Annotated in this window: 27 protein-coding genes; 6 read left to right on the forward strand and 21 right to left on the reverse strand. The window is 36.4% G+C overall.

Annotation, left to right across the window (positions count from 1 at the left end; all coding sequences use genetic code 11):
* The first annotated feature begins 71 nt into the window (after nucleotides 1-71).
* Nucleotides 72-770 carry an MBL fold metallo-hydrolase gene (locus EL247_RS00715; protein ID WP_104745445.1) on the forward strand — a complete coding sequence of 233 codons (699 nt, stop codon included), beginning with the start codon at nucleotides 72-74 and terminating at the stop codon, nucleotides 768-770.
* A gap of 51 nt (nucleotides 771-821) precedes the next feature.
* Here EL247_RS00715 and EL247_RS00720 read toward each other — a convergent pair whose 3' ends face one another.
* Entirely contained in the window at nucleotides 822-2,456 is a 1,635-nt protein-coding gene (locus tag EL247_RS00720; protein WP_104745446.1) for a lactate permease LctP family transporter, read from the reverse strand.
* A gap of 249 nt (nucleotides 2,457-2,705) precedes the next feature.
* Here EL247_RS00720 and EL247_RS00725 point away from each other — a divergent pair, with 249 nt between their 5' ends.
* The 4 genes from EL247_RS00725 (at nucleotide 2,706) to queC (ending at nucleotide 6,279) form a co-directional block, all read left to right on the forward strand.
* Nucleotides 2,706-3,431, forward strand: a complete 726-nt coding sequence (locus tag EL247_RS00725) for a (Fe-S)-binding protein (RefSeq protein WP_104745447.1) — start codon at nucleotides 2,706-2,708, stop codon at nucleotides 3,429-3,431.
* Nucleotides 3,432-3,441: 10 nt separating this feature from the next.
* Nucleotides 3,442-4,881, forward strand: coding sequence for a LutB/LldF family L-lactate oxidation iron-sulfur protein (locus EL247_RS00730; protein WP_104745448.1), 1,440 nt, complete (start codon nucleotides 3,442-3,444; stop codon nucleotides 4,879-4,881).
* Nucleotides 4,874-5,521, forward strand: a complete 648-nt coding sequence (locus tag EL247_RS00735) for a LutC/YkgG family protein (protein WP_005021918.1) — start codon at nucleotides 4,874-4,876, stop codon at nucleotides 5,519-5,521. The genes EL247_RS00730 and EL247_RS00735 overlap by 8 nt, the downstream gene beginning before the upstream one ends.
* Before the next feature lie 86 nt (nucleotides 5,522-5,607).
* Nucleotides 5,608-6,279 (forward strand): 7-cyano-7-deazaguanine synthase QueC, encoded by a 672-nt coding sequence (queC, locus tag EL247_RS00740; RefSeq protein ID WP_126441913.1) that lies wholly within the window; start codon nucleotides 5,608-5,610, stop codon nucleotides 6,277-6,279.
* 318 nt (nucleotides 6,280-6,597) lie between these two features.
* On the opposite strand, the gene EL247_RS00745 is transcribed toward queC, so the two are convergent.
* Nucleotides 6,598-6,981, reverse strand: a complete 384-nt coding sequence (locus tag EL247_RS00745) for a group III truncated hemoglobin (RefSeq protein ID WP_126441914.1) — start codon at nucleotides 6,979-6,981, stop codon at nucleotides 6,598-6,600.
* 9 nt (nucleotides 6,982-6,990) lie between these two features.
* Nucleotides 6,991-7,431 carry a hypothetical protein gene (locus EL247_RS00750; protein WP_005021922.1) on the reverse strand — a complete coding sequence of 147 codons (441 nt, stop codon included), beginning with the start codon at nucleotides 7,429-7,431 and terminating at the stop codon, nucleotides 6,991-6,993.
* A gap of 105 nt (nucleotides 7,432-7,536) precedes the next feature.
* On the opposite strand from EL247_RS00750, the gene EL247_RS00755 reads away from it, so the two are divergent.
* Nucleotides 7,537-8,100 (forward strand): Crp/Fnr family transcriptional regulator, encoded by a 564-nt coding sequence (locus EL247_RS00755; protein ID WP_040499872.1) that lies wholly within the window; start codon nucleotides 7,537-7,539, stop codon nucleotides 8,098-8,100.
* A gap of 163 nt (nucleotides 8,101-8,263) precedes the next feature.
* Here EL247_RS00755 and flgE read toward each other — a convergent pair whose 3' ends face one another.
* From flgE to EL247_RS00845, 18 genes are all read right to left on the reverse strand, one after another.
* A complete protein-coding gene (gene flgE / locus EL247_RS00760; RefSeq protein ID WP_126441915.1) occupies nucleotides 8,264-10,510 on the reverse strand; it encodes a flagellar hook protein FlgE in 2,247 nt (748 codons plus the stop codon).
* Between the two features lie 142 nt (nucleotides 10,511-10,652).
* Entirely contained in the window at nucleotides 10,653-11,327 is a 675-nt protein-coding gene (locus EL247_RS00765; RefSeq protein WP_054195342.1) for a di-trans,poly-cis-decaprenylcistransferase, read from the reverse strand.
* Entirely contained in the window at nucleotides 11,328-12,089 is a 762-nt protein-coding gene (locus tag EL247_RS00770; protein WP_005021928.1) for a hypothetical protein, read from the reverse strand.
* Entirely contained in the window at nucleotides 12,086-13,303 is a 1,218-nt protein-coding gene (gene coaBC / locus EL247_RS00775; RefSeq protein WP_060661457.1) for a bifunctional phosphopantothenoylcysteine decarboxylase/phosphopantothenate--cysteine ligase CoaBC, read from the reverse strand. Before coaBC ends, EL247_RS00770 begins: the two co-directional genes overlap by 4 nt.
* Nucleotides 13,300-15,141, reverse strand: a complete 1,842-nt coding sequence (mrdA, locus tag EL247_RS00780; protein ID WP_172594038.1) for a penicillin-binding protein 2 — start codon at nucleotides 15,139-15,141, stop codon at nucleotides 13,300-13,302. The genes coaBC and mrdA overlap by 4 nt, the downstream gene beginning before the upstream one ends.
* Nucleotides 15,129-15,611, reverse strand: a complete 483-nt coding sequence (locus EL247_RS00785) for a hypothetical protein (protein WP_040499874.1) — start codon at nucleotides 15,609-15,611, stop codon at nucleotides 15,129-15,131. The genes mrdA and EL247_RS00785 overlap by 13 nt, the downstream gene beginning before the upstream one ends.
* On the reverse strand, nucleotides 15,560-16,081 hold the full coding sequence (locus EL247_RS00790) for an N-acetyltransferase (protein WP_060661458.1): 522 nt from the start codon (nucleotides 16,079-16,081) through the stop codon (nucleotides 15,560-15,562). Before EL247_RS00790 ends, EL247_RS00785 begins: the two co-directional genes overlap by 52 nt.
* The gene (gene yihA / locus EL247_RS00795; RefSeq protein ID WP_172594039.1) at nucleotides 16,078-16,698 is read right to left on the reverse strand and encodes a ribosome biogenesis GTP-binding protein YihA/YsxC; all 621 of its coding nucleotides are present in this window, start codon (nucleotides 16,696-16,698) and stop codon (nucleotides 16,078-16,080) included. The genes EL247_RS00790 and yihA overlap by 4 nt, the downstream gene beginning before the upstream one ends.
* Nucleotides 16,695-17,162: a lipopolysaccharide transport periplasmic protein LptA gene (gene lptA, locus EL247_RS00800; RefSeq protein ID WP_054195347.1), complete on the reverse strand. Its 468-nt coding sequence runs from the start codon at nucleotides 17,160-17,162 to the stop codon at nucleotides 16,695-16,697. Before lptA ends, yihA begins: the two co-directional genes overlap by 4 nt.
* Nucleotides 17,159-17,731, reverse strand: a complete 573-nt coding sequence (locus tag EL247_RS00805; RefSeq protein ID WP_005021936.1) for a hypothetical protein — start codon at nucleotides 17,729-17,731, stop codon at nucleotides 17,159-17,161. The genes lptA and EL247_RS00805 overlap by 4 nt, the downstream gene beginning before the upstream one ends.
* Nucleotides 17,715-18,209, reverse strand: a complete 495-nt coding sequence (locus tag EL247_RS00810; protein ID WP_005021937.1) for a KdsC family phosphatase — start codon at nucleotides 18,207-18,209, stop codon at nucleotides 17,715-17,717. Before EL247_RS00810 ends, EL247_RS00805 begins: the two co-directional genes overlap by 17 nt.
* Nucleotides 18,206-18,778, reverse strand: coding sequence for an imidazoleglycerol-phosphate dehydratase HisB (gene hisB, locus EL247_RS00815; RefSeq protein ID WP_060662989.1), 573 nt, complete (start codon nucleotides 18,776-18,778; stop codon nucleotides 18,206-18,208). Before hisB ends, EL247_RS00810 begins: the two co-directional genes overlap by 4 nt.
* 3 nt (nucleotides 18,779-18,781) lie before the next feature.
* Complete coding sequence (locus EL247_RS00820) at nucleotides 18,782-19,594, reverse strand: septal ring lytic transglycosylase RlpA family protein (RefSeq protein ID WP_104745453.1); 813 nt, start codon at nucleotides 19,592-19,594, stop codon at nucleotides 18,782-18,784.
* Between the two features lie 4 nt (nucleotides 19,595-19,598).
* Nucleotides 19,599-20,672 carry a lytic transglycosylase domain-containing protein gene (locus EL247_RS00825; RefSeq protein WP_005021940.1) on the reverse strand — a complete coding sequence of 358 codons (1,074 nt, stop codon included), beginning with the start codon at nucleotides 20,670-20,672 and terminating at the stop codon, nucleotides 19,599-19,601.
* Between the two features lie 101 nt (nucleotides 20,673-20,773).
* A complete protein-coding gene (locus tag EL247_RS00830; RefSeq protein ID WP_054198091.1) occupies nucleotides 20,774-21,238 on the reverse strand; it encodes a hypothetical protein in 465 nt (154 codons plus the stop codon).
* Nucleotides 21,239-21,895, reverse strand: a complete 657-nt coding sequence (locus tag EL247_RS00835; protein ID WP_230846888.1) for a lysophospholipid acyltransferase family protein — start codon at nucleotides 21,893-21,895, stop codon at nucleotides 21,239-21,241. It lies immediately after the preceding gene.
* Nucleotides 21,879-23,195 (reverse strand): tRNA (N6-isopentenyl adenosine(37)-C2)-methylthiotransferase MiaB, encoded by a 1,317-nt coding sequence (gene miaB / locus EL247_RS00840; RefSeq protein WP_172594040.1) that lies wholly within the window; start codon nucleotides 23,193-23,195, stop codon nucleotides 21,879-21,881. Before miaB ends, EL247_RS00835 begins: the two co-directional genes overlap by 17 nt.
* A 21-nt stretch (nucleotides 23,196-23,216) precedes the next feature.
* A complete protein-coding gene (locus EL247_RS00845) occupies nucleotides 23,217-23,459 on the reverse strand; it encodes an HP0268 family nuclease (protein WP_005021944.1) in 243 nt (80 codons plus the stop codon).
* Between the last annotated feature and the right edge of the window lie 147 nt (nucleotides 23,460-23,606).

The raw sequence follows: 23,606 nt of genomic DNA on the forward strand, positions 1-23,606 counted from the left end.
TTTTAGCTTAAATGCGAGTATTTTACCATACATTTGTGCTAAGATTTTCAAAAATATTTTAAGGAATTTCTATGGTAGTTTTTGAAGATGAATTTTATAAGGTTGTTGCAAAACCTTTTGGAGAGTATCAGACAAATTGTTATCTTGTATTATCTAAAGAAAAAGAAGAATCTTTAATAATAGATCCGGGTATTGGTGCAAGTCAATGGGTGCTAGAAAATGCAAGGAATCCCTTAGCGATTCTCAATACCCATGGGCATTTTGATCATGTTTGGAGTAATGCAGAATTAAAAGAAAAGTTGCCTAATACCCCATTATTGTGTCCTTTAGAAGATGCTTTTATGCTAAAAAGTGATTGTTTTGGCACAGGTTCAACAGAATCAAAAGCCGATATTTTAGTGGGTGCCAAAGCAGATGAATCCCCTATAGAATCAACTGCTAATACTGCAAATTTAAAAAGAGAAAATAATTACTATTTTGGAGATTTTGAAGTGAAATTTGTGTGCTATCCCGGACATACTCCGGGGTGTAGCGTGATAATAATATCCCATAAAAAATCAAAACAAAAAACTATGTTTAGCGGAGATTTTATTTTTTATCGCTCAATTGGTAGAAGCGATTTTCCTTATTCAGATGGTGCGACAATGAAAGCTAGTTTGGAAGCTTTTTTGGAAAATGATGAAGATATGCCTGTATTTCCCGGACATGGCAAACAAACAAGTATTAAACAAGAGCAGGCTAATATTCCTTATTGGCTTATGAGAATCTAATTTATTAAGAAGCAAAATAAAGATTCTAGCCCCCAAAAGGGGGGAGTAGAATTATTTGGACATTGGAATTAAATCTGGGAAGATGAATGCTAATGCATAAGTGAAAATACCAATACCAATTACAAATACAATAGAATATTTTACGGTGAATCTAAAGAGGTCAGATTCTTTGCCGACTAATCCTACCGCCGCACAAGCAATCGCGATACTTTGTGGAGAGATCATTTTGCCCACAACTCCACCTACAGAGTTTGCAGCTAAGAATAACACTTCAGGTATATCAAGTTGTCTAGCTGTGAGCTGTTGTAATGTCCCAAAGAGAAGGTTTGAGCTTGTATCGCTACCAGTTAGGAATACTCCAAGCCAACCTACAATGGGTGAGAAAAACGCAAAAGCATCGCCGGTTTGTGCTAGAGCTAAAGCAAGGGTTGCAGATAAACCACTATAATTTGAAATATATGCAAAACCAACAACCAAAGCAATAGTGAGAAGTGCGAATTTCATTTCATTTAAAGTTTCTCCAAAAGTCGCTACAGCAGTAGAAACTTTGACTTTTAAGAGTGCCATTGTGATTAATGCGGTGATGAAAATTGAAGTTCCTGCATTTAAAACAAGCGGTAATGAGAAAACAGAATTAACTGCCTTTGCTTCATTAACGGCTGGTGGCACTTGGATAAGTCCCATTAGGCTATCAAAGTTAAATTTCAATGTAGTAAAGGCTAACGCGTCTTTGAACCAACCTTGTGTCCAAATAATAATCATTGCAATCAAAATAACAAAAGGCAACCATGCAAGTGTGATTTGAGAGGCAGAATATTGTTTGGCTTCAATAGTTTGTTTGCCGCCCACTTCTTCATCAAATTTGAAAGTATTTTTTGGCTTCCAAAATTTTAAGAAAATAGTTGTTGCTGCGATAGATACAACCGCTGAAGCAATATCAGGTAATTCTGGTCCTAGATGTGTTGCAGTTAAATATTGCACCACAGCAAAGCTAAATCCTGCCACAAAAAGTGCTGGCCAAGTTTCTTTTACGCCTTTAAAGCCGTCCATTAGGAATACTAAAAAGAATGGTACAAAAAGTGATAGTGGAGGAAGCATATGCCCAGCAACAGATGAAATTTCAATCGCAGGGACGCCAACAACTCCTGCCATAGCGATAATTGGAATTCCAACAGCACCAAATGCCACAGGTGCTGTGTTTGCAATCAAGCATAATCCCGCTGCATAGAGAGGTTTTAAGCCCATACCAACAAGCAATGCAGCAGTAATAGCAACAGGACCACCAAATCCAATCGCACCTTCCAAAAATGCCCCAAAACAGAAACCTATAAGAATAACTTGTAATCTTTGATCGGGCGTGATAGCAATGATGGATTCGCGTAAAATATCAAAATATCCCGATTTTACTGTAAGCTTATAGAGGAAAATTGCTGCAACAATAATCCACGCAATAGGCCAAATCCCATATAATGCACCATATACGAAACTAAAAAGCATTTTGTCAAATGGCATACCATAGAAAAATACTGCAATAATAGCCGCCAAAATAACAGTTAAAGCTCCCGCTGTATGTCCTTTGGTTTTAAAAATAACTAAAGATACAAAAAAGAGTGCAATGGGTAAAAACGCTACCAATGCACTTAGCCAAAGGCTATTAAGCGGATTATAAACCTGTGTCCATTCCATTCAAACTCCTAGATAAATTTAGTGAATTGACTTTTGTGTCAATTTCATTATAAAAAATATTTTTGAAAATATGTATAGTTTTGTAAAAATGAAATTATTTTTAACCTAAAATGTTACAAAAAGTGTTACAAATTTTCTTTGTAGGGTAAAAATTTTTTGGACTTATTGATGTGTTTTAATGGGAAAATATGTATTTTGTGATAGATTTTTAAGTGAATTAAGTTTTTAATTTGTAAGAAGGAGCCAATCTTGAAAGTGTATTTTTTCTCGACCTGTATCGGTGCAGCAGCGTTTGCCGATACCTGTGTCAATAGCATAAAGCTTTTGCAAAAAGAAGGCGTGCAAGTCATCTTCAAAAAAGACCAAACTTGTTGCGGACAACCTAGCTTTAACTCTGGGTATTATGAGGAGACCAAAAAAATCGCCCTCCATAATATGAATCTTTTTAAAGGCAATGAGCCTATTATCCTACCTAGTGGTTCTTGCACGGGAATGATGAAAGTCGATTATATCGAGCTTTTTGAAGGAAGTGAGTATGAATCTCAAGCGCGAGAATTTAGTAGCAGAATCTACGAGCTTAGCGAGTTTTTGGACAAAGTGCTAAAGGTGCGTTATGAAGATAGGGGTGCACCTACTAAGGTTACTTGGCATAGCAACTGCCACGCACTGCGAAGCGCAAAGTGCATAGATTCTGCAAAAAATCTCATCAGAAGCCTTAGCAATGTCGAGCTTATCGAGCTAGAACGCGAGGAAGAATGCTGTGGCTTTGGTGGGACTTTTAGCGTCAAAGAGCCTGAAATCTCTAATGCTATGGTTACTCAAAAAGTGCAGGATATTGCCTCAAGGGGCGTGGAGTATATTTTGAGTGCAGATTCTGGGTGTCTGCTCAATATCTCTGGTGCGATGAAAAAGCAAGGTGTGAATGTCAAACCTATGCACCTCTATGATTTCTTAGCACAGCGAATCGGACTATAAGGAGGGAAATATGAGCAGTATCAAACAGCAATACCACGATATCGTGCATACCAAACTAGAGGACGCACAACTTCGCAAAAACCTCCTAAACGTGATGGACACGCTTAAAGGCAATCGCAAAAAACTCATTTCTACGCGATTTTTGGATTGGGAGGCGTTGCGTCAAAAGGGCAAAGAGATTAAGCAAAAAAACCTCTCTAAGCTTGATAATCTGCTAGAGACTTTTGAATCTAATGCCCTCAAAAATGGCTTTATCGTCCATTGGGCAAAAAACAGCGAGGAAGCAAACCAAATCGTGCTTGAAGTGATGCAAAAAAATGGCATTACAAAGATTCTTAAAGGCAAGTCAATGGCGAGTGAGGAAACCCACCTCAATGCGTTTCTGAAGCAAAAAGGGCTAGAGCCGATTGAGACGGATCTAGGCGAGATTATTATCCAGCTTATCGATGAGCCACCCGTGCATATCGTCGCCCCAGCGATTCACAAAAACCGCTACCAAATTGGCGAGATTTTTCACCAAAAGCTTGGCGCACCACTAGAATCCGAGCCTGAAAAACTCAATGAAATTGCACGCGTGCATTTACGCAAGGAGTTTAAGGAATTTAGGCTTGGACTTAGTGGCGTGAATTTTGCCATCGCTAATGAAGGGGCGATATGGCTCTTAGAAAACGAGGGTAATGGGCGTATGAGCACCACGGCATGTGATATTCACATCGCGTTTTGTGGGATAGAAAAAGTCATTGAAAGCTTTGAAGATGCTTCCACGCTTAATGCCCTGCTTATCCCCTCTGCCACTGGCGCACCGGTAACTTGCTACAATAATATCATCGCTTCTCCACGCAAAGAGGGCGAACTTGATGGACCCAAAGAAGTGCATATTATTCTATTGGACAATAACCGCTCCCAAATGCTTAGCGATTCACATTATTATCGCGCACTTAGCTGTATCCGCTGTGGCACTTGTCTAAACCACTGCCCGGTGTATGACAAAATCGGCGGACACGCTTATCTAAGCACATATCCCGGACCTATTGGCGAGGTAATCTCTCCACAAATCTTTGGGCTAAACAAATTTAGCCCTATGCTTGATCTTTGCTCACTCTGTGGGCGGTGTAGCGAAGTATGCCCGGTAAAAATCCCACTTGCTGAACTCATTAGGGATTTGCGTAGTGAGCGTGTGGGGCAGGGGCGTAAAAGCGTGGTAGGGACAGATTCTAGCACGCAAAATCCAGCTGAAATAAAAGCAATGCGACAATTTGCAAGTCTAGCGACAAATCCTAGCAAATGGCGGTTTGTGCTTACTATGGCAGGGATTTTCGCACCACTTGGCAAGGTGTTTGCACCCTTTGTGCCATTGCTAAAATCTTGGGTGAAATACCGCGAGTTTCCACAAATTAGCGGCAATCTCCACAAAAAAGTATCCCAAATGCAAGGAGTGATTTATGAGTAAAAGTGAAATTTTAGGACGCGTGCGAGATTCTCTTAAAAACAACACACATATTCCTAGCCCCAAGGTGCATTATGCTAATCCTATGAACTACACACACGCAGAGCTTTTGGAAGAATACAAACTTAACCAAACCAACAATAAGGCAATCGTGCGTGAATCTAGCGTGGATAGTCTAGAATCTACCATAGAGCAGATTCTCAAAGAAGTGCAAGCAAAACAAGTGCTATATAATACCGATGTGAAGCTAGAGCTTACAGGTGTGGAATCTAAGCTAATCCCCTACACACAAAGTGTAGATTTGGCTCGTGAGGAACTTTTTGGGATTGATACTTCTATCGTGGAGGCACGCTGTGGTGTGGCAAATCTAGGAATCGTGGGCTTAAGTGCTAACCCAAATGCTCCACGTCTCTCTTCACTCATCACCAATAATTGCATTTATCTTTTGAAAAAAGAAACTATCGTCGAAAACCTCTATGCAGGGATAGAATCTATCAAAGCCTATGAGAGAGAGCGAAGTGGCAAGGAAATCCTGCCTACAAATATCATTTTTGTAGCAGGACCTTCGCGAACGGCAGATATTGAGCTACAAACGGTGTTTGGCGTGCATGGACCACGCGTAGTGTATGTGGTGGTGTATTAGAATGATTCAAGGCTAAGAGCTTTGAATTGCTCTTTTGAGAATTGATTTAGAATCAAAATTGTGTTTATTTATAGAATCGGGAGAAAATGGATAAGGCGATTGTTCTAGCAAGTGGCGGGCTTGATAGTTGCGTGAGTATTGCTTGTGCATTAAAGGATGGTTATGAGGTTTGTCTTTTGCATATTAATTATGGACAAAGGACGCAAAACCGTGAGGATAGGGCATTTAGCGATATTGCGGATTTCTATGGAATCACACAAAAGCTGATTGTGGATATTAGCTATCTACGGCAAATTGGAGGTTCCTCGCTTGTGGATTCCTCAATGCCTATTGAAGAGGATACGACTCCAAGTACTAAGGGTGCGATTCCCTCAACCTATGTGCCTTTTAGAAATGCTAATATGATTTCTATTGCGGTGAGTTGGGCGGAGGTTATCGGGGCGAAGAAAATCTATATTGGTGCTGTGGAAGAGGATTCTAGCGGGTATCCTGATTGTAGAGAGATTTTTTATCAAAAATTCAATGATTTGCTCAAAGTTGGCTTGTCGCCAAAAAGCGAAGTGGAGATTCTAACTCCATTAATCCATTTGAGCAAGAAAGAAATCGTGCAAAAAGGGATAGAGTTAGAAGCACCTTTGCACCTCACTTGGAGCTGCTATCAAAATGAAAATAAAGCCTGTGGAGTGTGTGAGAGTTGCAAGCTACGCTTGAGGGGGTTTGAACTTGCAGGGGTGAAAGATCCTATCAAGTATGAATAATTTAGATTTTTGATGAGAGCGAAATTGCAAGATACTACTGCGTCATTGTAAGCAAAGTAATCCATAAATTAAATAATACAAAGGGTAGCCACATAGCCAAACCAAATGTGATTTGAATTGTGGATTGTCATATTTTCTAATCGATTCTTGCAATGGCAAAATTCCAAAATATATTTTTAATATTGACTTGATATGATTTCTAAGAGGACAAGGGCATTTATTGTGGGGTTAATGCAATAGAAGCGGAACACTGCCCTTAAATCCCTACTCCTTTAATTCCAAAGGATAGATTGAAGTAAATTTACCACCACTTTAGCGCTAATGCCCACTTTCATAGAGCATATATTGGAATCTCTCTGCTATCATTTGTGCTTTTTGCAAGATTTCATTTGCAATCTTAGGGGAAAAGATTTTGTTTAAACATTCTTCAAACAAACTAAGCCAAAGGCTAAAAAACTCTCTAGGAAAAGGGGGTAAATCCAAATGTGCTTTGATGGGCTGTCCTTTATAGTCTCCACTTCCAAGCAACATTCCCTGCCAAAAGTTTGCAATCTTTTTCTTGTGTGCCTCCCACTCTATATCGCTTGTGCCAATAGCATTGTTAAAAATCTCGCCAAGCCCATTTTTATCTACGCGAATCTTTGCATAGAAAATATCCATTAATTGATTGATTGCCTCTGTGCAAATTTCTTGATATTGCATAAAATCTCCTTATAAATAAAATGCGAATTTTGCTAAAATCACAATAAAAAGCCCCAAAATCAATGCTAGAGGATGAATAATCTTTGCTAGCGGATTTGACTTTTTTAAAAGATAGTGAAAAGTGAGCGAAACAAGCACCGCAAAGAAAATCAACAAAGCCAAAAAGGCTTTTAGCACTAGAAGTTGTTGCAAAGTTGTATTCCAATATCCTATTTCACTGCCTATATACCGACTTATCATTGCCCCACCACTAAGCACCAAAACAAGCAAACAAAAAGGCATAATTTTGCCTCCTCTCTTGCTAATCACACTCCACATTTGGTTGGCAAATTCATCGCCTAGAATCTTTCTAATGGGAGTTAATAGCACTACATCAACAAAGATAAAGCCCAAAAAAATAATAGCACAAATCAAGTGTATTGTTAAAAAATAAGGGTAAAGCATATCCATAAGAATCCTTTAAAATTTAGCAAAAGGATAGCATAAGCCATAAAAATAAATATTGATATATGTTAAGTTTTGCTATACTTCAAGAAAATGGTTAGGATTTTGGAAATGCAAGATTATTTTAAAATGCTTTATGGGCTTGGCTATAAACGCTTTTATAACAAAAATGAAATTTTATTTTTTGAAGGGGAGATTCCTAAGAAAATTTTAGTAATTTTAAAGGGGAAGGTAAGAATCTATAAAACCACACAAAACAAAGAAGAAACCTTGCATTATATAGAACCTCTTAATTTTATCGCTGAAATGCCTAGTTTTTTGCAGATTCCATATCCTGCAAGTGCAGTTTGTATGAATGAATGTGAGATATTAGAGATTGATTTAGAAATTTTTAAAAAGCAGTGCATAGGGAATGTAGATTTTTGTCTCCCCTTCATTGCCTCCCTTTGTCAAAAAATCAAAATTTTGGAAAATCACATTTCAAAAAACTCTCAAAGCCTCAAAGAAAGAGTTAAAAAGTTTGCATTAGAAAACAAAGAAGAATTACAAAAGCTTACCCAAAGACAAATCGCACAAAAACTCAATACAAGCCCAGAATCACTTTCAAGAATCCTAAAAGAGCTTAAAAACGCAGGTTTTATCAAAACGCAAAAAGGAAAAATCATCATAGTTTGATGAGGCAAAATCAAAACCGATAAAATGAGATTTGGTATCACATAATAGTTTTTGGAATTTCGTTGCTGTGGTTATTAAAAGGTTTGTAATTTTGGAGGGTTTATCAAGTGGATTTATACTTTTGTAAATTCATTAATGCCCCCAAAGGGCATTTTGGATTAAATTATTGTTTCAATCCAAGAAGAGTGTTTAGAATCTGGTCAGAAGTCGTAATGGATTTGGAGCTTGCTTGGAAACCTCTTTGCACTACGATGAGTTGTGTTAAACCGCGGCTTAAGTCGGTGTTACTCATCTCTAGTTTAGAAGCTTGAATATTTGCTCTTCCCCCTGTCCCTGCAGTTCCGATAGTTGCATTACCAGAGTTTGGAGATTCGGAGTAGAGATTGCTTCCAGATTCTTGCAAACCTTCATAGTTGGCAAAGGTTGCTACTGCTACTTGAGCTAAAGCAAGATTTTGCCCATTGTCAAACTTCCCTATCATTGTCCCTGTGGCATCAAAATAGAAATCTTGTAGCATGCCAGAGGCATAACCATCACCCTTAACTTTATTAGCTTGAGATTCTTTTGCGGTGCTTGTTAGTCCGTCATATCCTCCGTTTGTCCCAAAGTCTAAATCAATGCTTTGTGGGAATGCTGCTCCATTATTAGGTTTAAATTGAATGGTAGAAGGGTTAAATCCTAAAACCTCTCCTCTATCTCCAAAGGTTACGTTTCCGCCCTCTAAGATATTAGGTCTTTGTGCGCTTGCACCGATAATTTCTGCTGGCTCTGGCACGATGATACGCCAATCCCATTGATTGCTAGCAACTTTGGTAAATTCAATAGAAAATTCGTGCTTATTCCCCAAACTATCATAAATATCAAGTGTTTGTGCATATTTTGCCATTCGTAAGCCCGCTGTGCTTGTTACATTTCCACCTTCTACTAAAACACCTGTATTCATTGCTTTCATTTGGTTTTTGAAAAGCACATTGGTGGTGGTTAAATCATCATTGTATGCTGAAACAAAGATATTGAGATTATCAAAGGCTGCACCAGCCACGCCATTTGCTACATTTACTCCATCATCTTTGTTATTGATTTCAAATGATCCTGTGCTATTTAGTTTAACACTTACAGTGTAGTTACTTTGGAGGAATGTTGGATTATTGCCTGTCATTCCCGCCGCAGCTGCAGCAGAATCTCCACCAAACTCTTTGACTTTATTAGCATCTTGTTGCAATAACGCACGCAAATCTTCTGTTGTTCTAAATTGTCCAGAAGTAGAATCAGCATCGGTTTGGAGTGTGTAAGTGTATTTAAAAGCTGTAGTAACTGTAACGGCAGAATCAAGCTGTCCTGGTGTTTGTGTTTCAAATCCTAATACAGCACCAGTTCTACCTGTAACGCGGATATTTTTATTGCTTCCATCTCCATCGAGTTGGTTGGTGTTTTGCAAAATAAGTGTATCCCCTCTTGTGAGAGCTTCTACCCCTGTGGTGTCTTTGAAATTGTTAATCGCTACTTGAGCAGCTAAGAGGTTGGAAGAACCTGAAGTATCTGGATCATTTGTCCATGTGATAGTTACTCCATTAATCGTAATGCTTGAAGTTCCATTGAAGTTTGTATCAATGTGTAATGGTTCTGTGGTAGCAGTTTGGTAGCTTACCCAAATCCCTTGTCCTTCTTGGAGTTGCAAGGCTTCGCCCGCATCATTAAACATTACTCCCATATCTTGAGCAACTTCGATTTGTTTGTCGGTAGTATCATAGATTCTATCTAATCCTCCAGCGATATAGTTATTATCCGCTGCAGTATCAAGCGGACTTGGACAAGTTGTGTTTTCTGTTTTGGTTCCGCTTGTGAGGTTGATATTTCCTGTTACGCTTGAAGTGGCTTTTGCTGGGATAGTAAGGCGAGGATCGATTGTGATATTTCCAACAGGTCCTGTGGAATCTACGCGGTTGATATTTCCACTTCCGCAATTACAATTAAGTTGAGATAAGTCTCTTACCCAACCTTGCACAATATAACCACTTGTTGTTACAAGATTTCCTACTGCATCAAAACTAAATGCACCATCTCTTGTATACATATTAGTAAAACCACCATTGTTGCTTACAACAAACATACCATTGCCCTCTAGGGCTAAATCGGCTTTTCTATCGGTGTTTTGCAAAGAACCTTGTGAGAATACTTTTGTAGTCGTTTCAATCCCTGTTCCAAGTCCAACAGAATAATCATTCACTCCTCCATATCCTGCATAAGGAATCGTAGCTGAGCGTTTGGTTTGGCTAACCATTGTAGAAAAATCTGCACGAGAATATTTAAAACCATTGGTATTAACATTTGCAATATTGTTTGATTCAACATCAAGAGCGACTTGATGGGCTTGCATACCGCTTACACCTGACCATAAAGATCTTAGCATTTGTAATCCTTTATTAAGAAATATTTGTTTTATGTAAAGCAAATATTATTCCACTTTTGAATCATACATTTTGGTAAGTAATTTAATGGCTTAATGATTTTGCAAAGCTAAAGGAATTGAAATCATTTAGAGCTTAGAAGATTTAGATTCCCCCAAAACGCCTTTGACGCAGTGAGAATTCTTGTAGCATTTGTTCTAATTCTGCGGGGCAAAAGTCTGGCCATAAGGTTTTGGTGAAAAATAATTCTGCATAGGCACTTTGCCAAAGTAAGAAGTTAGAAAGTCTTTGTTCCCCTCCTGTGCGAATTAGCATATCTACTTCTGGGATTGTAGCGGTATCGAGATTTTGGGAGATAGTTTCTTGAGTGATTTCTAGTTTTTGGGCTTGTATTTTTAAAAAAGCGCGTCTTAGTTCATCTTTGGAGCCATAATTTAATGCAAGAATTTGAGTAAGTCCATTGCATTTTTCTTGGGTAATGGATTGTAGATAGTGGATTTTTTCTTGTAATTTTGGCGAAAATGTAGAAATATCGCCGATGACTTTGAAGCGAATATTTGAATCTAAATAGGTTTGCTCTTGTTCTTGGAGGTATTTGTCTAAAAGATTCATCAAAAAATCAATCTCGCTTTTGGGGCGATTCCAGTTTTCTGTGGAAAAGGCATAAAGAGTTAGATAGCTAATGCCTTTTTTTGCGCAAGTTTCTGTGATAGAATGGATTGTTTTTGCACCTTCTTGATGTCCAAAGAATCTCGGTTTAAATCTATTCTTTGCCCATCTTCCATTGCCGTCCATAATAATTGCAAGATGTTTTAGCATTTAACCCTCTAAATCTAGCAAAAAATCATTGAAATCATAAAGTGGAGCGATTTTGCTATCTACATTAATATGGGCTTGGGAGATAAAGGCAAGTTCGTGTAGATTGTTTTTGAGAAGTCTTGCAACACTTTCATACATTACACTAATATCAAGTCTAATTTCGCCCTCAATATTTCTTAAGATTCCCCAAGTAGCACCTAGGTTGGCAAATACAGAATAAAATTCAAGTGCATTTTGGTTTTCGAATTTTTTTTTGCGTAGTTGCATTAAACCATCTTTTTTTTCGTCATCATAATGTAGGGGAAGTGTTAAAACTTTGTGCCTTAAGGACATTAGCATATGGCTTAAAAAGGTAAATTCCCATTTGCTTTCTGCATTAGCTAATCTATCGCTAAGAAAGTTTTTCATTGTATCAAAGGGATTTGTCCCATCTTGCAAAAATTCTTGTAAAACTTCAGAGCTTAATTTCAATGGCATATTTTGATCTTTGAGTAGATGAGGTTGTTTGATGAGATTTGAAAGCGTGATAGAACCGCTAGAGCTTTTGCCCATCATCGCCCAGTATTTACCTCCGATTTCTAATTCTTTGATACTTTTGGTTTCCATTGCAATGTTGCCAACCTTTATCATATAGCGGATACCTTGGAGCTTTTCCATTACTTCTAAACGCATAGGTAAGGCGGCATTAAATTGCGTGGGTTTGCTTGCAGCATTTTGGAGCTGGTTTTGCACTTGAGCGATTTGTCCCATTTGTTTAATCATAGGTTTTCTGCCTCTTGTAAGATTTTTAGTGCCAAAGAAAACTTATCGCATTCCCCCAAATCTTTTTTGCCTGTTTTGTCAATCCAAACAATGTGATTTTTTTGTGAATTAAGGGGGGTAAAGTCTTGTGTGATTTCATTTAAGCAAATTGCATCTAAGTGTTTTTCTTGTAAGGCTTTTGTGGCATTTTGGATTCCATTTTGGCTTTCGAGTTTGAAACCTATGGTGTATTGTTTGGGGGAGAGGCTTTGTAAAATATCAATATTTTTTTCCAAAGAAAGATTCCAATCTTTGCCGATTTGTTCTTTTTTGAGTTTGTAATTAAGGGGATTTTTGGGGATATAATCGCTAATAGCAGCACTCATAAACAAAAAAGGGCGTTTGTTGGAGGTGCTAGAATTTTGCCATTTTTGTATAGATTGTAGAAAATCTTGTGAAGTTTCTGTATGGATTGTTTGGATTGCAAGGGGAAGTGTATAAGGCAAAAGGCTGCCTATGTAAGTAACATTAGCCCCCAAAAAATAACTTGCTAAGGCTAAAGAAGCCCCCATTTTGCCGCTAGAATAGTTGGAGAGATAACGCACGCTATCGATTTTTTCTCTACTTCCTCCACTGCTAATGCCTATTTGCCTATCTTGCCAAAAATCTTTTTGATAAAATGCGCGTATCACTTGATAAGTGATTTCCAAAGGTTCTGCTAATGCACCATTGCCTATTTGCTTGCAAGCTAATTCTTTGCTTTGGGGGTCTATAATGCTAATTCCCCTTTGTTTGAGGATTTCTAAAGATTCTAAAGTGGCGTGGTTTTCTAGCATTTTTGTGTTGGCAGCTGGGGCAATGAGTTTTGTTTTGTCAAAAGCCAAAAAGCTTTCCAAAAGAATATTATCCGCAATTCCATAGGCAATTTTGTTGATAGAATTTGCAGTGCATGGGGCAATAAGGAATAAATCTGCCCAACTTGCAATTTCAATGTGATTGTTTGGAGATTGAGACCATTTTTGTGTTTGGGAGCATAAAACTTCATAATTAGAGAGTGTTTCAAATAAAAGCGGGCGGATAAAATCTTGAGACTTATCACTCATTACAATACGCACTTTAGCACCTAGCTTTTGAAGGTTACGCAAAATTTCTATGGATTTGTAAATAGCAATACTTCCACAAACTCCAAGGGCAATTTTTTTATCTTTTAATAAAGGCGGAAGATTTGGATTCATCGCTTTTCCTTTTTTTGTATTGTATTTTTGTTTGGAACATAGCCTAAATCAACCATGGCGTTGGCAAGTTTTGCCAAAATGGGACCTCCGGTGCCAGAGCCACTCCCTCCATGTTCAACCAAAAGAGTAATAACATATTTTGGATTATCTGCAGGTAAAAATCCTGTAATCCACGCTTGTGAGCGATGAAAATAATCCATTTCTTCTTCTTTGATTCGCTCTTTGTCTTCTTGAGAGATTCCAACTACTTGTGCAGTTCCTGTTTTGCAAGCCAAATATGCTTTGCTTTCCATTGTGGCATAATAGGCTGTCCCACCACTTTGACTACAAACCTGCCTCATACCTTCTCTTAAAACTTCCATTTTTGTTTTTTGGAAGTCATTTAGAACATCTTTTGGGGAGTATTTGAGTTTGTCATTTCCAATTTGTTTTGCAAAATGCGGTGTAGGAAGTTTGCCTGAAGCAATGAGTGCGGTGTAATTTGCAATTTGCAAAGGGGTTGTTAAAAACATTCCCTGTCCTATGGAGCTTATAATGCTATCCCCATCATACCATTTTTGCTTTAAACGCTGCATTTTGTAACTAGGTGAAGGGACGATGCCTTTGGATTCGTTGGGTAAATCCACCCCGGTTTTTTCGCCTAATCCTATTTGCTTAAGGACATCAGCTACATTTTCAAAATCAACTTTTTGTGATAAGAGATAAAAATATACATCTACACTGCGTTTAATGGCTTTGTAGAGATTTGATTTGCCATGCCCTTCTTTTTTCCAATCGCGGAATTTTCTTCCACCAGATTCGATAAATGCGGGTGTCATAATCTCTTCATTTTCGTCAATTTTGGCATATTCCAAAAAAGCTAGTCCCATTCCCATTTTAACAACAGAACCCGGCGGATATAACCCATTGGTGATTTTATTGATAAGTGGTTTATAGGGGCTATCACGCAAGGCATTCCAGTTTTTATAAGAGATTCCGCCTACAAAGTGATTGAGATTGTATTCTGGGTAACTTCCAGCGGCTAAAATTTCTCCATTAGTGGCGTCCATAATGATTGCGGCACCATTTTTGCCTTCAAAGATTTTATCCATTGATTTTTGAAGTTGGATATCTAATGTGGTGGTTATGTTGGAGCCTTCAATGGCTTCTTTGTGGGATATGATATCTATTTCTCTATTGAGAGCATCCATTTTTACGATACGATTTCCAAGTTGTCCTTGCAAAAATATATCATATTGTCTCTCTAGTCCTTCTTTGCCAATGTTTTTGGTGTATTTTGTGATGGGTTGTTTGTCGATGTCTTGTGAATTAGCTTTGCCTATATAGCCTATAATGTGTGAGGCACTTTGATTGTGAGGATAGTAGCGTCTTGCTAGAGGTGTGATTCTTAAAAATTCACTTTGGGATAGTTGGGGATAGTATTTGAGGATAAGGCTGTGTTCTACAAAGTCAATAACAGAAATTAAATCGTGGTTATAAGAGGTATCTTTTTGTTTGTATTTTGTAATCAGTTCTTCTTTGGTGTATTGAGGAAAAAATTCTATGAGTTTTTGTGTTTCTTGCTCCAAAATTGGCAAATTAGCAGGCAAAGAAAGTCGCGGAGGAAAAGTGAGGGAGAATCCTATATTGTTGGTTGCTAATGGTTCTCCATTGCGGTCAAAAATCTGTCCTCTAATGGGTGCAATCACTTCATCTCTTAAAACATTTTTTGTGGCTTGTTCTTGGTAGTGTTTATTATCAATGATGCTAAGATTAAAAATACGCACTAGTAAAATAAGCCAAAAAAGCACAAAAATACAAAAAATAAAAATAAGACGCTTATTGATTATATTATCCATAAAAATAGCCAAACAAGAATAATTTCAATCAAGGCATAAAAGCCTAGTATCCATGAAAATTCAGGGACATTATAATCAAAGATTGCTCCAAAAAAATTTAAAAAAGCAAAATAGCCAAAATAACCATATAAAATAAACAAAGGAGTCAAAATCCGACTATAACCAAAGAATTTTCGGAATTTTGGCAAGATAACTTTGAAAGAAAATGCCATAAAAAGAATAGTACTTAAAAAAGGCAAACCTTTGCTTGCTTCAAAAAAGATAAAAAAGGGAACTAAGAAATAAAACGCTCCAAAATCTCCAGATTCGTATTTTTCTTGTGTTAATACATAAGCAACCCCAAAAAGCGGAGGTAAAAGATAGAAAATATCGCTAATGGAGACATAAACAACAATGCCAATAACAATAAAAAAAATTGTTAAATTTTTTTTATCAGTGCTATTTCGTCGCATAGAGGAAAATGTTTGCATAAGATACAATCCGCCCAAATTTTTTGATTAGGAATATTTTCTTTGCTAATTTCATGAAAGCCTAGTTTTTCAAATAATATTCTTTTGTAGGTCAAAACCAAAACTTCACTAATGCCTAAAAAACCTGCTTCTTTTATACAATCCAAAATAAGTTGTGTGGCTACTCCTTTTCTTTGTGCAAAGGGTGAGACAATGAGGCTGCGTATCTCTGCTAAATCTAAAGAATGGATATGGAGAGCGCAAAAACCAAGTAAAACAGGGTTTTTTAAATCTTGTATGCTTTTGTTTTCTAAGGTGAGTTTGTTTTGCGAATTAAGCAAATCTTCTTCTTCCCATGCCAAATGGTAAGAGCGAATCATATTTGCCATTGTATCTAAAGGTCTCTCTAAAATAACGCCTCTTTCTACTTCTGGTTTTAGAATCTCACGCATTTTTGGAATATCTTTGAGTGTAGGTTGGGTAATAATCATTGCATATCTCCTATCCCAAGTGTATTTTTAATGAGAAAATCCCCTATTAAGCTGTGATTAGATTTTTGAAGAGAGCTAGAAAAGAGTGCTTTTGGGAATTCTTTTTTGAGTTTGGTTTGCTCACTGGCATTGAGTTTATCAAATTTGGTAAAGATTCTTAGGATTCTTTGGTCTTTTCTTAGAAATTGATGAATAAAATCTATGAGATTTTTATCGGTTTGCAAATGAGGGTGGCGACTATCTACTAAATGCACAAACAATCGTATATTGTCGCGTTTTTGGAGGAATTCTACGAGATTCTTATCCCATAATTTTTTTTGTGTTTTGGAAACTTTTGCATAGCCAAATCCGGGCAAATCAACTAAATAAATCTGTGAAGTTTCTTGAGTAGATTTTTGTTTCCAGTGAGTTATAAAAAAATTAATTAATTGAGTTTTGCCCGGTGTTTGTGAGCTTTTGGCAAGGTTTTTTTGGTTGCATAGTAGATTGATAAAGGTGCTTTTGCCCACATTGCTGCGTCCAAGAAATGCAATTTCGCTTAATAGTGGAGGAGGGCATTGAGAGAGGTTTTGTGCCGAGACAAAAAAAGAGGCTTTAGAGAGTGTAAAATCAATCATTGCTTTTCTTTTTCTAATTTAAAAATAAGGCGCGCTGGAGAATTATCATTCCCTAATACATTAATATAGCCATCTTCATAGCGTATAATGATTTTGTCGCCCTTTACTTTGTTGTTTTTTGCGGGTTCTTCTACAAAGGCATTGCCGATGATTTGATATTCTTGCGTATTGGGTAGATAAATCACTTCATCAGAATTTCCTTGAATCTTTCTATTGTCTTTTAATGTGAGCCAAAAATGGACCTTTCCTATGGCGTGCATTTTTTCTGGACGATTGTTGTTATCAAGGTAAATGTAGGCTTCATCGCACTCTAATTTATCATCCCCGCGTATTACTTGGACATTGCCTTTTAATTGCGTGATTTTGCTTTTTTCATCGGCAATAAGCTCTTGAGCATTGACTACAATTTCATCAGCAAATAATGGGTGCAAAACAAAAAACAATATCAACAATAAATATTTCATTTTTTATCCGTTTTTAGATTTCCATCAATATTTTTTGCGTAAATTTTACCATTTTTATAGAGAATATTTTTGCCTTTTATGTTGTAATTATCACTAAAAATCATAAAATCTCCTTGACCTAGAATCTCTTTGCTATCAGGGTAATAGTTGGCTTGCTCACTCCAAAATTTAATAGAATCGCGTGAATAATTGATGCCATTTGGAAAAATGACTTTTGTTCCATCATAAAATGCAAGGCTAGATTGCAAAAATTCTTTGGTGGATTCATCAAATAAATAATGAGTAACATTAATGTGTTCTAATTGTCCTGCATCCTTTCCTATTTCTCTTGCATTTTTGCCAATTACAAAGGTTTCAACACCAAGAGGGGAGATTTTGTAATATTCAAAATCTAACATTTCAAAACGAGAAACATTAGCATTCATTTGTCTTTTGGATTCTTGATAATGGCTTAGAGAAAGAACCATTAAAATGCTAAAGATCATTAAAAAAAGAAAAAAATAAACAACGATATTTCCCTTTTTGAGATTAGAGGCAAAGGATTTTTTGGAGTTAGAGGAAAATCTCATAGAGTTTTGCCTGTAATTTTTCTTTTTTGATAAGATAGTCAATCATCTCTCTTACAGCGCCTTCGCCACCTTTGTTTTTGAGAACTTTTTTGGCATGTTTTTTGATTTCTTTTGCTGAATCTTTGGGTGCAAAAGAATAATGCACCATTTTAAACATTGATAGATCATTTAAATCATCGCCGATAACAGCCACTTCATTAAGGGGGATTTGGGATTCTTCTAAAATTTCTTTGAGTGCTTCTGCTTTGTTGCTAATGCCTTGTTTGATATAAGTAATATTGAGTTCTCTAGCTCTATTTTCTACAATCTTGCTTTGTCTGCCTGTGATAATGGCGACTTTTTTGCCTAGTTTGATCCATGCTGCTATTCCTAATCCGTCTTTGACATTGAAGCTTTTGATTTCATTGCCATCATTTCCATAAATGATTTGTCCATTAGTGAGGGTGCCATCAACATCAAGTATGATGAGTTGTATCATAAAATGCCTTTTGTGCTTGGAATCTCTATTGTATCATTTTTGACGCAAGCCCTGCGTAAAGCTACACCAAAGGCTTTGAAGGTTGCTTCAATAAGATGATGTTGATTCTTGCCTCTTTTTTGGGTAAGGTGAGTGGATAATCCTGCATTAAAAACAAGTGCTCTAAAAAACTCTTCTACAAGCTCGCAATCAAATTCTCCCACTTTGCCTTTTAAATCTACTTCAAAAACCAAAAAAGGACGATTGCTAATATCCAAATCACACTCTATGCAAGATTCGTCCATTACCACTGCACTATTGCCAAATCTTTCAATTTTTTGGATAGGGAAAAGATTTTTTTTGAGAAGTTCGCCAATGACGATACCGCAATCTTCTACACTATGGTGATAATCCACTTCCAAATCCCCTTTGCATTCTAGCGTTAAATCCCAATAAGCGTGTTTGCAAAGAGATTCTAACATATGGTTAAAAAATCCAATTCCTGTTTGGATTTTTGCTATGCCTTTGCCATAGACTTCTAGGCTTGCTTGAATTTGTGTTTCTTTTGTATTTCTAGTGATTGTTTCCATATTTTACTCCGTGGCAATAAATGCGCCTGTAACTTTTTGTGTTGTGATGAAATCTCTTGCTTCTGCTTCACTTTTAAATCCGCTAAGCATAACGCGATAAATAGGGTATCCATTTAGCATATATTCTTTAATAATGGCTTGATAACCATGGGAAGTAGAATGCATTTGTTGGTATTTTTGTGCCCCTTCTTTCTTCCTAAAAGCACCAATTTGGACTAAGAATCTTGAAAGTTGCATACTAGTTTGCGTGTTGGCTACTTTGTATTCACTTTTTGCCAAAGCTTCTTTGGTCAGAGGCATAGAACTTGAGATTGAACCATTAAATCCAATTACTTCTATGCGGACATTTGCTGTGCCTTTGGCAATCATATCAATATCCCTTGCAGCACTATTAGATAAATCTATGATTCTACCGCTTACAAAAGGTCCTCTGTCGTTGATTCTTACAATGGTTGATTTTCCATTTTCTTTGCTTGTTACACGCACGATTGTATTCATAGGTAGAGTTTTGTGTGCAGCAGTGTGGGCATACATACTATAAGTTTCGCCATTGGAAGTTTTTTTGCCATGGAAATTTGGTCCATACCAACTTGCAATCCCATCTGATGTTTCGCCTAATGCTACCATGGTTGGATAATACCATTTGCCATTGATTTGATAGGGGCGCATAGTGGCTTTATGTGCTTGTTGGCTATTATTCATAGAGCCATAATTAGGTGTTTTGCTGTCATAGTAGTAAGAATTGCTTGCTTTGTTGCTACAACCGCTAAGGATTAAAAGTAAAAAACTTGCTGCAAAAATAAAATATTTTTTCATTGTTTTAGCCTTTTTCTAAGGGGATAACTATTTCTTGGTTAATAGAGAGAGCATGAGCGTTTTTAATAGCATTGTATTGTGTAATCTTCTTAGATGAAATACCATACCTTTTGGAAATAGAATAGAGGGTGTCGCCTTTGCTAACGCGGTGTAGTAGGTAGGATTTGGCGTGAAGATTGGCTTGATTGAGGTTTTTTTCTTTGTAAGTTGCTAAAAATTGATAGGGCAAATAAACTGAATAGATTTTTGCATAAGTGGGAGTGATATTGCGTTTAAATTGAGGATTGTATTCTTTGAGTTTTTTTAGGCTTAAATTGGCTTGATTGGCAATCTTTGCAAGAGGAGTTGCAGGGGTTACTTCAATAGTTGCCAAAAGTGAAGTTGCACCTCTATTTAAAAAGTAATCATAATCATTGGTTTTTAGCATATTGATATTATGAAACAATAAAGAAACAGAAAGAATCTTGCGGATATACATTCGGCTTTCAAAAGGAATGTATTTTTTATCTGCGTCCAAAAGCACACTCAAAGAATCGCTCCCTGCTTCTTTGATTGCCTTTTTTAATTTGCCTTCCCCGCAATTATAAGCAATGGCTGCTAAATACCATTTGCCAAATCTTTCTTTTAAGTCTTTAAGATAGATTATAGCGGCTTTTGTGGATTTAATAGGGTCTTTGCGTTCATCGATTTGTGAATTAATGTCTAGCCCCAAAGCTTTAGCGGTTTTTGGCATAAATTGCCACATTCCTATTGCGCGTTTATTGGATTTTGCAGAAAGTGAGAATCCTGATTCAATCATAGCAAGATATAAAAACTCTTGAGGAATGCCGGCTTTGAGAAACATTTCTTTTAGGGTGGGGATAAATTCATAGCCATTTTTGAATTTTTGCATTAAATAATTTTGTTGTATATCGTTTAAAAAGGTATTTTTAACATCAATAAAATGCGAGTTGTTTAAGAAATCTGGCTCTACATCAAAAGTTTTTAAAACTTCCTCGCTCTTTGTATCATAGGAAATAGAATCAAATTGTGCAAAAGCAAAAGAGCAAAAAAGCAATAATGCAAAAAATATTTTCATTCAATTAAACCTTGGAAATAAAGTAATTTTTCTTTAGCTAAAAGTATAGTTTTAGATTCTAGCAAAATTTTATGGTGATTCTGCTTAAAATTTAGGCTTTCTTAGTGTTTGATTGCTTTTGCTGAATCTATTTTTAGCTTGAGTTGTTTAAACCATTGTGCATAAGATTCAATTTCTTCTTTTTCTTGTTTGGTGGGGTGATTAAAGAAAAAAAGGGTTTGGTATTCCCTAATAAAAGCTTCATAAATCCATTGAATCTGCAAAAACTCTTGCGGGGAGAGTTTGGGCTTTTGGAGAATTTGGATAAGAATATTGTAGTTTTCTTTGGTTTTGTTGAGAAAATTTTGAATGTTTAATCTTTGTTTGGATTGATTAGCAACACTAAAAGCGGCTTTGTTGTAAAGGTTTTTTTCTAAAGCTAGATTGGCTAGGTGATAAGATTCTTGATAATTGCCTTTGGCAAATTCTTCTTTGGCTTTTCTACTTAAGCTATAAGAGGGGGAGAATTGAAAATATGCCCAAATTAGAATAAGACTGCAAACAACGAAAAATAGCCATTTTTTCATTCAAGATTCCATTTGATTGTGGATGTATTTTTTTGCATTTTCTAAATCCAAATCTTTTACCCAAAGAGGTTCTTTGAGGACATATGTGATTTTGCTAAATGGCTTTGGGATTTCAAATTTATCCCAACTTTTGAGCTGCCAAGCATTATGATAGATAATTTGAGAGATTACAATTGGTTTTTTTGATTTTTGGGAAAGCACAATAATTCCATCAGCAATACTATGATAAGGTCCTCTTGGTCCATCTGGAGTAATGGCTACAAAATTATTTTCTTGTAATTTTCTAATGCTAGAGAGCAAGACTTTGACATTTCCTTTGGAGCTAGAACCACGCAATGAATCGATTTTAAAGTATCGCATAGTTTGGCTAATAATATCTCCATCAAAATGTTGGCTAATTAGCACATAGGTTTTTCTTTGTTTTTTTTTGAGTAATTTTGAAAAGAGGCAAGGCTGCATTAAAAGCTTTCCGTGCCAAAAAGCAATAATGAAATTTTGATTAGAAGTGATTAAGTCGGAAGTTTTTTTTGGGATTTCATATTTGATTTTGCAAGAAAAATAAAGTGTTTTAATAAGAAGAAATATCAAAGGTGGGGCAAGAGCAAGGAGAATCTTGCGGGTTAAAATTTTCATACGATTTTTAAAGAAGTTCGCCAATGAGTTGCGCTCCCTTTGTTTCTGAAATTCTAATGGAGTGGATTTCCCCGATAAGATTTCTACCTGCTTTTACTCTTATTAGTTTATTCGTATCGCTTCTGCCCTCTAATAGCATATTTTGTGCATCATAGCTTTCAAAAAGCACGGAATGGATTTTGCCTATTTGTTTGGCATTATCTTGTGTAAGAATCTCTTTGTGCCTGTCTTTTAAAATGGCTAAACGATTTTTTGCAATTTCTTCATCAACAAGAGAAATTTCGTTATTTTCTAGCCAAGTGGCAGCTTGTGTGTGTGGGCGAGTAGAATAGATGAAGCTATACATTGTATCAAAGCGAACTTTTTCTAAAACATCTAAAGTTTCCAAAAAATCTTCTTCGCTTTCTGTTGGGAATCCTACGATAATATCCGTGCTAATACTTAAATGCGGAATCAAAGAACGCATTTTTTCAACGCGATTTAAAAACCATTCTTTGGAATAACCTCGTTTCATTTTTTGTAGGATTTTGGTAGAGCCGCTTTGCAAAGGCATATGGATAGCCTTGCAAATTTTGGGATTTTTGGCAACCTCTTCAATAAATTCATCATCCATATGCAAAGGGTGTGGGGAAGTAAAGCGGATTCTTTGTATCCCACTAATCTCTGAAATCTCGCGTAAAAGCTGGGTAAAATTGATTTTGCGATGAGGGTTAGAGAATCTTCTACCATAGTTATTGACATTTTGCCCTAAGAGTAGAATTTCTTTCGTGCCTTTATCTGCAAGTTTTTTTGCTTCATCTAAGATTAAATGTGCGGGGATTGAGATTTCATTGCCTCTAGTATGTGGGACAATGCAATAGGTGCATTGTTTATCGCAACCAATGGAGATATTAATCATGCCTTTTAAGCTAGAATTTTGTTTGTTGCTAAAAACATAAGTGCTATCATCATAATCAATATCTACCCACGCAACTCGTCCTTGATGGAGAATCTGTGAGATTTTGGAGACATTTCTTGCACCAAGCACAAAATCAACCGCTTTGGAACGTTTTAGGATATTTTCCCCTAAATGGCTGGCTGTGCAACCACAAATCCCAATTTTTGCATTTTCTTTTTTGATTTTTGCATATTGCCCTATCTCGGAAAAAAGCTTTTTTTCTGGCTTTTCTCGCACACTGCAGGTATTAATGAGTATCAAATCGGCTTCTTTAGGATTTTGTGTTAAGGTGTAATTTTCCTTATCCTCTAATTCAGCAATGATATGCTCGCTATCGCGTTCATTCATCGCACAACCTAGAGTTTCAATAAAGAGTTTTTTGCTCAAAATGGAATCTTTGTGGCGAATTTATAAAATATGAAATTCATACATATAGTCGCCCTCATCTAAGCCATAGCGAACTTCTCTAAAATAAACATGTTTGCCTTTTTTTTCGAAATATTCTATCAATGCCATCATATCTTTGTGGGAATTTTCTTTGTCACAATAGAAAATATCTCCCTTTTTGCTTTCTAGCATTTCCTCTAATTTTTTGATTGCAATTTTTTGAGGTTTGTCATTAATGTGTTCGCGAACTAATTTAATATCCATAACTTTTGCCCTTAAGAAACTTTTTAGAAAAATAGGTAATTATATATGTTTTTTACTTAAATAATCATTTATAAAATTATATTTATGATTTAAACTCAATGCAAAATAAAGCTTGATAAAATTTAAATTTCTTTACTTAATTAAAGA

The organism is Helicobacter pullorum (assembly GCF_900638355.1).
Lineage (GTDB): Bacteria > Campylobacterota > Campylobacteria > Campylobacterales > Helicobacteraceae > Helicobacter_D > Helicobacter_D pullorum.